Below are 11,412 nucleotides of genomic sequence, written 5' to 3' on the forward strand. Positions count from 1 at the left end.
TTGGACTGTGTCGCGTCTGTTATCTTTCCGTTACATTCTGGTGACGGGTTCCGCGGCTTTCCGGGGTTTCGATTCTGTGCGGGGGCTGATGATCACCCATCCCGCGCGGCGGATCGACATCACGACGATGACGATGATCGCGACGACGGCGGCGACCCGGGCGAGGTCGACCGACGGAATCAGCAGGCGCTCGGTGAGGGCGAGCGGCACGGCGAGCCACTCCCACCGGCCGGTCATCGCGACCATCGGCACGAGCAACAGGGCGTACCAGGGGTAGCGCGGCGTCACGATCATCAGCACGCTGCCGATCATGACGAGCTGCCCGATCCACGGGTCGGACGGGTCCGATCTCCACCAGACGACGGCCCCGACGACGGCGACGAGCAACGCGGCGAGCACGAGCGACGCCGAGCCCGGCGCGATCAGCGAGAGCAGGATGAAGCGCGTGCCGGTCTCGTAGCCCTCCTCGGTGAGGTAGCCGGGCAGGTAGCCGAGAACCTGGATGCCGTCGGAGATCACGTAGGGGATGTAGAGCACGAGGAAGGCGGCGATGGAGATCAGGATGAGCCCCCACGGCCGCTTGCCGAGCAGCGCGGGCGCCCCGATCACCGGGATCAGCTTGGTGGCGATGGACACTCCGAGAGCGACGCCGCCCCAACCGCGCCTGCCCCGCGCCACCAGCAGGGTGGCGACCACGAGCAGCAGCGCGCTGACGATGTCGATGTGCGAGTTGGTGACGCCCTCGGTCGCCACGAGCGGGCTCCAGCCCCAGAGCGCGGCCCAGCGCGGGTCGCGGCCGGTGCGCCGCAGTTCGCCGAGCAGCAGCACGGTGATGCCGAGGCCGGTGAGCAGTCCGAGCAGTTGCGAGGGCCAGTACTCCGGGCTCGGTCCGGTGATCGCCCGCAGGCCCGCGAACACCAGCTCGCTCGCGGGCGGGTAGATCGTCGGAACCTTCGGGCGGTTGATCGCCGTGCAGAGCAGGTCGCCGCTGCCGAGCTCCTCGGTGGTCATGATGCGCGCGCCGGTGCACTCGCCGTCGACCGCGGCGGGGAACAGCCAGTCGGTGCGCAAGTGGGCGAGCGCGGGGTCGGCGGGCACGTAGCTGTAGGGGGAGATCCCGGCGTTCTGCACGATGCCGTCCCACGCGTACCGAGCCGAGTCGGTGCTGGTGTTCGGCGGGCCGGCCATCGCGGCGACTCCTATACCGAGCGAACCGACGAGCACCAGCACGATGGACGCCTTGGCCGACACCCGGCGCAGGCTCGCGAACGACAGGGCGAAGAGGGCCCAGAGGATGACGGTGGCCAGGACGAGCGGTTCGACCTCGCCCTCCTCGTACCTGTAGTACGGCAGCGCGGCCACGGAGACCGCGGTGAGCCCGGCGCTCAGCACGAGGAGTATCGTGGTGACAACGATTCGCATAGGCCCATCCTGTCCGATCGGGTCACGGCTCCGAACCATCATGACAGGTACGACTACAGATCAGTGTTGACAGAGCGGGGTGCGGCCGAATGATCATGGAGAGCGTTCAGCGTCTACTGAACGGGCTTCGGCGTTCCCTCGCCAGCCCGTCACGGAATCCGCGGATGGCGGTGGTCGTCGGGCGGCTGCTCGCGCTGGCCTTCCTCGTCTGCTTCGGAACGGGCATCTACAGCCACTTCCTGCAGGACCCGCTGCCCTGGATGGTGTTTCCCACCCGGCCGACATTTCTTTACCAGGTGACCCAAGGCATCCACATCACTGCCGGGATCGCCTGCTTCCCGCTGCTGTTCGCGAAGCTCTACATCGTCTTCCCGGAACTGTTCCAGACGCCGCTGGTCGGCTCGTTCCGCCACCTGCTCGAGCGGGCGTCGATCGCGCTGTTCGTGGCGTCGTCGCTCGTGCAGATCGTCATCGGCCTGATCAACACCTACCAGTGGTACCAGCTGTTCCCCTTCCCGTTCCGGCAGACGCACTACGCGCTGTCGTTCGTGATCATCGGCTCGCTCGCCATCCACATCGCGGTGAAGCTCGACCTGATCACCAAGTACTGGAGGAAGAACAAGCCGGTCGCTGAGCTTGTCGAAGCGCCCGAACCCGCTGAAGCTCCTGAGCCCGCCGACGCTTCGACGGGTTCAGCGACCGCGCGACCCAATCTCACCTCCGACCCCGTCCGCAACGCGATCATCCGCACCGAGGGCGTCACCGGCCGCCTCTTCGACTGGATCGACACGACCCCGCCCGCCGAACCCCGGGCCAGCCGGCGCGGCTTCCTCACCATCGTCGGCATCGCCAGCGCGGCCGTCGTGACCCTCACTGCGGGACAGTCGTTCAAGATCTTCGACGTCACCAACGTGTTCGGGCCGCGCAAGCAGGGCATCGGTCCGAACGGCCTGCCGGTAAACCGCACCGCCACCGCCGCAAAGGTCGTCGACGCGGCATCCGCCCCCGACTGGACCCTCACCGTCACCAACGGCGACGAGTCGAAGTCGTACTCGCGGGCCGACCTGCTGGCCATGCCGCAGACGGTCGTCGAACTTCCGATCGCCTGCGTGGAGGGCTGGAGCCAGACCGCCACCTGGAAGGGCGTGCGGGTCGGCGACCTCGTCGACTCGGTCGGGGCGAAGGGCGGCATCTCTCTGCGCGCCACCAGCCTCGAGCAGAACAGCTCGTACGCCGTGATGAACATGGGGCCGGAATACGTGCGCGACGACCTCACCCTCGTCGCCCTCGAACTCAACGGCGACACCCTCGACCTGGACCACGGCTACCCGGCCCGCATCATCGCGCCGGGGCGCCCCGGTGTGCTGCAAACCAAGTGGCTCACCAGCCTGGAGGTACTGTCATGACCGCCATCCGCCGCTGGCAGATCGCGCTGATCGCCCTCGGGCTGCTGCTCTTCCTCGTCGGCGGCATCACGCTGCTGAACGACGTCAACCCGAAGCGCTACCTCGGCATCGCGCTCTGGTTCGCCGGAGCGCTCGTGCTGCACGACGGCATCCTCTCGTTCGTCGTCTTCGGAACGAACATCGCCATGCGCAAAACCGCCCGACGGGTCAGGATGCCGCTCCCGGCGATCCTCATCGTGCAGGGGGCGCTGGTGATCGCCGGCATCATGACACTGATCGTCGTCCCGGCCATTCTCAAGAAGGGCATCGGCACGGGGAACGCCACGCTCCTGCCCCTCGACTATGGGCTGCACCTCGTGGTGTTCTACGGGGTGCTCGCGGCGGTGACCGTGGCGGCGCTGGCGGTGTACTTCGTGGTGCGGAGGCGGCGCGCGGCCTGAGGCTGCGGCGCCCGGGCTGGCCTGCGGTGCCTAGGGTTTAGCCCGCGTCATCCGGGGTCTAGCCGGCGTTATCCGCTCTCATCGGCGGCAATGTGCTCTTCCCGGGGGCGCGGAAGAGCATTGTGCCGCCACTGACGCCGCGCGACCCGCGCCGCTCGACCTCGAGGGCTGATCGCGATAGTGCGGTTATGCACGCTTCAGGTGCCGAATTCGGGACACAACTGCACTATCGACGCCCGTGTGGATAGTTCGCACGCGGATTGCTCCGGTTGCAGAGAATGTAGCGGTGCCGAGAGCCGAGGGACGCGAGAGGCCTCGGCATCTAAACGACGGGCCGGTAGCGCTCGCCCGCATCGATTCGCGGCAAATCGCGCGAATCCCGGTCGAACTACAGCAATATGCCGCGAATCGTCTCGCGCAGAAGGGGCAGGGCGCTCTAACCCGCACCACCGTCGTGCGGCCGGGAGCCGCGCCGCGGCAGCCTCCATCGCGCCGCAGGGAGCAGCGCGGCACCGCCCACCCGCTGCCGGGAGCGGCACGGCACCTCCATCGCGCGGCCCACGCCCGCGTCATCCAGCCCTCATCGGCGGCAAAATGCTCCTCCGGGGAGCCCGGAAGAGCATTTCGCCGCCACTGACAGGCTCAGCGACCCGCCGCGCCCACTCACGGGTGTCATATTGCTCTTCGAGAGCCCCGGGAAGAGCAATTCGCCACCCCTGAGCGAGGCAACGACCGGAGAATGCGCCGCCTCAGCGCGCGATGCGGCAGAAGGTGCGGCCGTCGAGCTCCCACGACTGCACGAGGCGCAGCCCGAGCGCGGCGGCGATACCGACGATGGGGCGCAGCCCGATCTCGGCCCAGGGGAACGTGGCGCTCTCGCCTCCGCGCGCGTCGACCAGGCGGCCGACGTAGGTGCTGTTGCGGTCGGCGTCGTCGTGCAACTCGACGACGATCTCGCCCGTGGGGCTGAGCAGTTCGACGCAGCGCGCGAGCATGGCGCTCACGTCGCCGCCGATGCCGATGTTGCCGTCGACGAGCAGGGCGGTCTGCCACTGTCCCTCGGCCGGCAGCGCCTCGAAGACGGAGCGCTCGAGCACGGGCAGCCCGGCCTCGGTCGCGATCTCGATCGCGGTGGGGGAGACGTCGACGCCGAGCACCACGAGGCCGAGGTCCATGGCGGCGCGCACCATGCGCCCGGGGCCGCAGCCGATGTCGAGCACGGGCCCGGTGACCGAGCGGAGCAGGGTGAGGTCAGCCTCGTCCGCGTCGGCGTTCCACCGTGCGACATCCATCGTCGACTTGCTCGCCTGGCCTTGATCGTTGTCGCGCAGTTTGAGCGTCACGACGTCGTTGCGGCGCAGTGCCACGGCGTACGGCTCGGCGCCGCCGGACCCGAAGGTGTTGAGGGGGAGTGCGATGCTCATCGTGCCACCGCCGCGAAGCTCTCGAGGGTCGCCGCGAACGAACCGTGCGGGGCGAGGGTCGCGGCGAGGTGGGCGTCTGCGATCTCGTCCACGTCGGTGAGGGCGGGCAGCAGGTGCACGCCGAGGCCGGCGTCGAGCAGCCGGTCGAGCTGGATGCGGCCGGTGTCGGCACGCGACATCGGGACGCCGCGGATCAGGTCTCCGCGCGGGTCGGCCATGCCGATCGCCCAGAAGCCGCCGTCGTTGGCGGGGCCGAAGAACGCGTCGATGTCGGTCGGCCAGGTCTCGAAGACCGGGGCGAGGTCGCTCGCGCGAAGCTGGGGTGTGTCCATGCCGACGAGGATCGTGGGGCCGCTGCAGGCGTCGAAGATCGCGGCGAGGCGCTCGTCGAGGTCGCCGGCGACCTGCGGCACGACCTCGTAGTCCTCGGAACCCGCGGGCGCGTTCACGCCGTCGAAGAGCAGGATGCGGCGCGCGGCGGGCAGCTCGGCCAGCGCCGCGAGCGTGTCGCTGATCGACGCGGCAGCCAGTTCGGCGGCCTGCTCGAGGCTGAGCGGCGGGTGCAGGCGCGTCTTCACCCGGCCGGGGATCGTCTCCTTGGCGATGAGGATGACGGTGACCTCGGGTGTGCCGTCAGGCAGGTCGAGCGGGGCGGGGAGTTCCAGAATTGGTGTCACACCACTCGTTCGGAGCGGGGCGGGGAACGGTTGCCTACCCGCGGCAGATTAGCGCTGGGCTCGCAGCAAGCGGCTCATGTCGAGCACGGCGGTGTAGGTGCCGCGGATCGTGCCGGTCACCTTCGAGCGCCCGATGCGCGGCGAGTAGGGCGCGTCGACCTCGAGGATGCGCCAGCCGGCGGCGTGCCCGCGCAGCACCTGCTCGAGCGGGTAGCCGCTGCGGCGGTCCTGCAGGTCGAGCGCCAGTAGGGCGTCGCGGTTCGCCGCGCGCATGGGGCCGAGGTCGTGCAGGTCGAGCTTCGTCGCGCCGCGCATCAGGGCGGCGAGCGCCCGGTTGGCGATGCGCGCGTGCAGGGGCCACGCGCCACGGGTGGTGGGGCGGCGCCGTCCGAGCACGAGGTCGGCGGCGCCCGAGGCGACGGGGTCGACGACGCGGGGCAGGTCGCGGGGGTCCATCGAGGCATCCGCATCGCAGAAAGCGACGACGGGCGCGCTGGCGGCGAGCAGCCCGGCGTGCGCGGCCGAGCCGAAGCCGCGGCGCAGCTCGGTCACGACGGTGGCGCCGTGCGCGCGGGCGACCTCTGCCGAGCGGTCGGTCGACCCGTTGTCGACGACGATCGCGCGGTAGCCCTCGGGCAGACGGCCGAGCACCCAGGGCAGCGCCTTCTCCTCGTTCAGGCAGGGGAAAACGACGTCGACGGTCACCGTCGCACCGCGGCCCGCAGCGGCGCGGTCGCGAATTCGCGCATCCCGGCCTCGAAGCTCATCGAGGGCTGCCAGCCGAGCTCGGTTTTCAGGCGGTCGGATGACGCGGTGATGTGCCGCACGTCGCCGAGGCGGTACTCGCCCGTGATCACGGGTGCCGGTCCGCCGGAGTGCTCGCTGAGCTGCTCCGCGATCTCGCCGATCGTGTGCACGACACCGCTGCCGACGTTGAACGCGCGTTCGCCGGTGGCGCGGGCGGTCCAGTCGATCGCGGCGAGGTTCGCGGCGGCGACGTCGCGGGAGTGCACGAAGTCGCGGCGCTGACGCCCGTCTTCGAAGACCCGGGGTGCGTCGCCGCGCTCGAGCGACGAGCGGAACAGCGAGGCCACCCCGGCGTACGGGGTGTTCTGCGGCATCCCGGGCCCGTAGACGTTGTGGTACCGCAGCGACGCGGCGATGCCGCCGGTCGAACGTGACCAGCTGGTCGCCAGATACTCCTGGCTGAGCTTGGAGATCGCGTAGACGTTGCGCGGGTCGAGCGGGGCGTCCTCGGCGATGAGCGCCGGTTCGAGCGGGCGGCCGTCGTCGTCGAGCGGGTCGAAGCGGCCGGCGTCGAGGTCGGCGACGCGGCGGGCGGCGGGACGCGTCGGTCCGGCGGCGCCGAGGTAGGCGCCCTCGCCGTAGACGACCATCGAGCTGGCCTGCACGAACCGGGTGATCCCGGTGCCGGCCATCGCCGCGAGCAGCACCGAGGTGCCGAACTCGTTCGAGCTGACGTAGTCGGGCGCGTCCGAGAAGTCGACGCCGAGACCGACCTTGGCGGCCTGGTGGCACACCACGTCGATGCCGTCGAGGGCGCGGTATACCGTCCCCTCGTCGCGCACGTCGCCCTGCACGAAGTCGACGCGTGCGTCGAGCACCGGGGGAGCGCCGTGCACGTCCGGCCGCAGGGAATCGAGCACGCGCACGTCGTCGCCGCGCTCGAGAGCCGCCTCGACGATCGCCGAGCCGATGAACCCGGCGCCGCCCGTCACGAGGAGTCTCACTGGTTCAACACCTTCGCGACCTCGGCGGGGTCGATCAGGTCGCGCCCCGCGTACTCGTCCGGAATCGCGCGGATGATGGTCTCGATCGCGGCGACGATGCGCGGCTGGGCCTCCTTGAGGCGCGAGAACACCAGCTCGGCGCTCAGCACCTCGCCCTGCTTCTCGTCGGCACTGACGCCGGCGTCGCTGTCGGTCACGTACGAGAGGTTGACGGTGCCGATGCCGAGCTCGGCGGCGAGCGGCACCTCGGGGTACAGCGTCATGTTGACGGTGTGCGCCCCCGCGGCGCGGAACCAGAGCGACTCGGCCCGGGTCGAGAACCGCGGCCCCTGGATGACGACCACGGTGCCCTCGTGGATGACGGTTTCGCCCGCCGACTGCAGCGCATCCGCCGCAATGGCATGGAGCACGGGGTCGAACGGGTCGGCGCTGCCCAGGTGCTGCACCGATACCAGATCGAAGAAGGTGTCGGCCCTGCCGTGCGTGCGGTCGATGTACTGGTCGGTCAGCACGAGGCTGCCCGGGGCGTAGTCGGGGCTGACCCCGCCGACGGCGGCGCTCGACAGGATGGCTTTCACGCCGAGGGACGCGAGCGCCCAGATGTTGGCGCGGTAGTTGATGAGGTGCGGAGCGACCGAGTGGTTGACTCCGTGCCGGGTGAGGAACGCGACGGTGCGGCCGCCGAGTTCGCCGACCGTGACGTCGGCGGGCCCGTACGGCGTCTCGATACGCCGTTTCTCGCTCGCTGCGGGGTCGAACAGGCTGTACAGGCCGGATCCGCCGATGACGGCGATCCGGGCGATTGGCTCGGTCATGTGATTCACCATTCCCAGAAAGTGGTTCGGAGCGGTGTGCTCTCCTTCTGGTTCGGAGGCCCGGGGTCTGCGGTTTGGTGGCGGCTCAACCCCGTTCCCGCAGTAGTCGTTCGAGCCTGCTCAGAAAACTCCGCGGCACACGCAAAGCGTCCGTGGCCACCGTGATGTAACGCCACTCGGCATCCGCGAAAAGCTGGCGTCGTTCGATGTCGTCGGCGTACACCCGCTCGTCCTCTCGGTGGATCTTGCCGTCGTAGTCGAGGGCGATTTTCTCCTTCACATAGGTGAGGTCGGGCGTACCCACGAAGAACCCTTGGAAGTACACGGTGTGGCCGATCACGGGTTCGGGCAGCCCTGCCCGCACGATGACGAGCCGCAAACGGGATTCCGGCGGCGAGTCCGTGCCAGCACGGGTCTCGGCGGCGGCCTGCCGTAGACGTGCCGCCCCGGGCCGACCCTCCGCGACGTCCGCCGCCGCGGTCAGCCGTTGCAGAGTGCTCGCTGGCGCTTTGCGACGCACGAGATAGTCGCCCGCGACGACCAGCTCGTCGACGCTCAGCACGGCAGCGAGTTGCACCCACACGAATTCGGCCGGGAGCGTCGGCAAGCCCTTCACCATGACGACAGCGGGCAGTTCCCTGAGACGGTGGCCGACAACCCCGGCCCGGCGAGGCACCGACGAAACCGCCACGGTGACGTCGAGGGCCGTGCGCTCGGCAAATTTCTGCGGGAGCGGGATGCCGTGGAGCAGCGCAGCCGTCACGTGGCTGAAGCGGAAGTCGGCGGGTGCGACGTGCAAGTATGCGCGGCAGCGGTGGAGAAGCTCGGCATCACGTCGCTCGAAGTAGCCGAGACCGTCGGGCAGTCGGAGCGGGAGTGCGCGTGTACCCCGGAACGGAGTCGTGAGATCGGATGCCGCGAGCCGCCGCCGCGAGATCCCGAGGCCTCTCGCGTCCCTGAACAGGAATTCGGGCCCCAGTTCCGGCGGAATATCGGCTTTCGGCACCGCTACATTCTCTGCTACCGGAGCAATCCGCGTGCGAACTATCCACACGGGCGTCGATAGTGCAGTTGTGTCCCGAATTCGGCACCTGAAGCGTGCATAACTGCGCTATCGCGATCAGCCCTCGAGAGCGAGCGTCGCGGGGCCGAGCGACAGCCGCCCCGAGGTCAACGGCTCGCAGCGCATGCCGCCGCGGCCGCGCAGCGCGCGGAACGCGCCATCCGCCAGCACCACGTCCATCCACGCGCACGGGTTCGCCGGCCGGTTGCCGCGGAAGCGCACGGGTCCGTCGCCCGAGTCGAGCGAGAACGAAGCGCCGCGCAGCTCGTCCACCGGGAAGCCTCGCAGCATGATGTTGCGACGTGTCGCCGCGGCATCCGGAGTCTGATCGAGCGAGAGCGCAGCCGTCACGTAGTCGAGCGACTCCATCGCCATGAGGGTGACGGATGCCGCTCGGTGGGCGGGCTTCGCGTAGTAGCGGTCGCCGACCACGCCGAGGCCGGCTCTAATCTCGATGCTCGACGGGGTCTCGGGGCCGTCGGCGGGCAGCGGGCCGTCGCCGGGGCGGCCCTCGTAGCGCGACCGCGGCGACGCGAGCAGGAGCTCGATCGTCACGGGAAAAGAGCGCACGCAGAAAGGCTACGGCCCCTACCGATAAACTGTGCCGAATGGCCCATCTTCTCGGAGCAGAATCCCTCCATCTCGAATACCCGACCCGCGTCATTTTCGACGACGTCACGATCGGAATCGACGAGGGCCAGCGCATCGGTGTCGTCGGCCGCAACGGTGACGGCAAGTCGACGCTCATGCGCCTGCTGTCCGGCCGCATCGAACCCGACGAGGGACGCGTCACTCGACGCGGCGGCATCACGCTCGGCATGCTCGACCAGGCCGACAACCTCCCCGACGAGCTGACCGTGGCCGAGGCCATCGTCGGCGACCGCCCCGAGTACGAGTGGGCGGGCGACGCGCGGGTGCGCGACGTCATCTCCGGTCTCGTCGGCGGCATCCCGTGGGAGGCCCGCATGGGCGAGCTCTCCGGTGGCCAGCGCCGCCGCGTCGGACTCGCCGCACTGCTCGTCGGCGACTGGGACATCATCTTCCTCGACGAGCCCACCAACCACCTCGACGTCGAGGGCATCTCCTGGCTCGCCGAGCACCTCAAGCGTCGCTGGTCGACGAACTCCGGCGGGCTCATGGTCGTGACTCACGACCGGTGGTTCCTCGACGAGGTCTGCACCGACACTTGGGAGGTGCACGACCGGATCATCGAGCCCTTCGAGGGCGGATACGCCGCGTACATCCTGCAGCGCGTCGAGCGTGACCGCTCCGCCGCCGCCTCCGAGTCGAAGCGTCAGAACCTCATGCGCAAGGAGCTCGCCTGGCTCGGCCGCGGTGCCCCGGCCCGCAGCACCAAGCCGAAGTTCCGCATCGACGCCGCCAACGAGCTCATCGCGAACGAGCCGCCGCCCCGCGACAAAGTGAGCCTCGCGAGCATGGCCATGCAGCGACTCGGCAAGGACGTGGTCGACCTCGAAGACGTCTCGGTCTCGTACCAGGACAAGACCACCGGCGAGACCAAGCAGGTCTTGAAGGATGTCACGTGGCGGATCGCTCCCGGTGAGAGAACGGGAATCCTCGGCGTCAACGGTGCCGGCAAGTCGACGCTGCTCAGCCTCGTCGCGGGCAGCCTGCTGCCCACGACCGGAAAGGTGAAGCGCGGCAAGACCATCAAGGTCGCGACGCTCACGCAGCAGCTCGGCGAACTCGAGGAGATCTGGAACGACCGCGTCAGCGACGTGCTCGGACGCCAGAAGAGCTCGTACATCGCCGGCGGCAAAGAGATGACGCCGAGCCAGCTGCTCGAGCGCGTCGGGTTCCAGAGCGCTCAGCTCTCGACCCGCGTCAAGGAGCTGTCGGGTGGCCAGAAGCGACGCCTCCAGCTGCTGCTCATCATCCTCGACGAGCCGAACGTGCTGATCCTCGACGAGCCGACCAACGACCTCGACACCGACATGCTCGCCGCCATCGAGGACCTCCTCGACTCCTACCCGGGCACCCTGCTCGTCGTGAGCCACGACCGGTACCTGCTCGAGCGCGTCACCGACCAGCAGTACGCGGTGCTCGAGGGCGGCATGCGCCACCTCCCGCGCGGCGTCGACCAGTACCTGGAGATCCGGGCCGCGCAGCAGAAGGCCGAGTCGGCGCCTGCTTCTGGCGGCAAGGTCGCGGAGAAGAAGGTCCCGAAGCTCGGCGGCGCCGAACTGCGCAACGCCCAGAAGGAATTCTCGGCGGCCGAGCGCAAGCTCGCCAAGATGAACGACCAGATCGCGCAGCTGCACACCAAGATGGCCGGACACGACCAGAGCGACTACACCGGTCTCGGTACGATCACGACCGAGATCCAGGGGCTCGAGGCGCAGATCGCCACGCTCGAGACCCGCTGGCTCGAGCTGGAAGACCTGCTCAACTAG

General features: G+C 69.3%; 11 protein-coding genes. 3 read left to right on the plus strand and 8 right to left on the minus strand.

Annotated features, from left to right (window positions below; translation table 11 throughout):
- Nucleotides 1–30: 30 nt before the first annotated feature.
- Nucleotides 31–1,422: a glycosyltransferase family 87 protein gene (locus HD599_RS02800; RefSeq protein WP_184233450.1), complete on the minus strand. Its 1,392-nt coding sequence runs from the start codon at nt 1,420–1,422 to the stop codon at nt 31–33.
- Between the two features lie 164 nt (nt 1,423–1,586).
- On the opposite strand from HD599_RS02800, the gene HD599_RS02805 reads away from it, so the two are divergent.
- Nucleotides 1,587–2,828, plus strand: coding sequence for a molybdopterin-dependent oxidoreductase (locus tag HD599_RS02805; protein WP_246376073.1), 1,242 nt, complete (start codon nt 1,587–1,589; stop codon nt 2,826–2,828).
- Nucleotides 2,825–3,268, plus strand: a complete 444-nt coding sequence (locus tag HD599_RS02810) for a hypothetical protein (RefSeq protein ID WP_184233454.1) — start codon at nt 2,825–2,827, stop codon at nt 3,266–3,268. The genes HD599_RS02805 and HD599_RS02810 overlap by 4 nt, the downstream gene beginning before the upstream one ends.
- 749 nt (nt 3,269–4,017) lie before the next feature.
- Here HD599_RS02810 and HD599_RS02815 read toward each other — a convergent pair.
- The 7 genes from HD599_RS02815 to HD599_RS02845 all read right to left on the minus strand — a co-directional run bounded on the left by HD599_RS02815 (nt 4,018) and on the right by HD599_RS02845 (nt 9,568).
- A complete protein-coding gene (locus HD599_RS02815) occupies nt 4,018–4,692 on the minus strand; it encodes a class I SAM-dependent methyltransferase (RefSeq protein WP_184233456.1) in 675 nt (224 codons plus the stop codon).
- Nucleotides 4,689–5,369, minus strand: a complete 681-nt coding sequence (locus tag HD599_RS02820) for a TIGR04282 family arsenosugar biosynthesis glycosyltransferase (protein WP_343061845.1) — start codon at nt 5,367–5,369, stop codon at nt 4,689–4,691. Before HD599_RS02820 ends, HD599_RS02815 begins: the two co-directional genes overlap by 4 nt.
- Nucleotides 5,370–5,417: 48 nt before the next feature.
- Nucleotides 5,418–6,074: a glycosyltransferase family 2 protein gene (locus HD599_RS02825; protein ID WP_343061846.1), complete on the minus strand. Its 657-nt coding sequence runs from the start codon at nt 6,072–6,074 to the stop codon at nt 5,418–5,420.
- Nucleotides 6,071–7,120, minus strand: a complete 1,050-nt coding sequence (locus HD599_RS02830) for an NAD-dependent epimerase/dehydratase family protein (RefSeq protein ID WP_184233458.1) — start codon at nt 7,118–7,120, stop codon at nt 6,071–6,073. The genes HD599_RS02825 and HD599_RS02830 overlap by 4 nt, the downstream gene beginning before the upstream one ends.
- On the minus strand, nt 7,117–7,935 hold the full coding sequence (locus tag HD599_RS17860; protein ID WP_184233460.1) for an MTAP family purine nucleoside phosphorylase: 819 nt from the start codon (nt 7,933–7,935) through the stop codon (nt 7,117–7,119). Before HD599_RS17860 ends, HD599_RS02830 begins: the two co-directional genes overlap by 4 nt.
- Before the next feature lie 85 nt (nt 7,936–8,020).
- Nucleotides 8,021–8,941 carry a hypothetical protein gene (locus HD599_RS02840; protein ID WP_184233462.1) on the minus strand — a complete coding sequence of 307 codons (921 nt, stop codon included), beginning with the start codon at nt 8,939–8,941 and terminating at the stop codon, nt 8,021–8,023.
- 114 nt (nt 8,942–9,055) lie between these two features.
- The gene (locus tag HD599_RS02845; RefSeq protein WP_343061847.1) at nt 9,056–9,568 is read right to left on the minus strand and encodes a molybdenum cofactor biosysynthesis protein; all 513 of its coding nucleotides are present in this window, start codon (nt 9,566–9,568) and stop codon (nt 9,056–9,058) included.
- A gap of 38 nt (nt 9,569–9,606) precedes the next feature.
- On the opposite strand from HD599_RS02845, the gene HD599_RS02850 reads away from it, so the two are divergent.
- Nucleotides 9,607–11,412 (plus strand): ABC-F family ATP-binding cassette domain-containing protein, encoded by a 1,806-nt coding sequence (locus HD599_RS02850; protein ID WP_184233464.1) that lies wholly within the window; start codon nt 9,607–9,609, stop codon nt 11,410–11,412.

Origin of the sequence: Conyzicola lurida (genome assembly GCF_014204935.1) — a bacterium.
In the GTDB taxonomy this organism is placed as follows: domain Bacteria; phylum Actinomycetota; class Actinomycetes; order Actinomycetales; family Microbacteriaceae; genus Conyzicola; species Conyzicola lurida.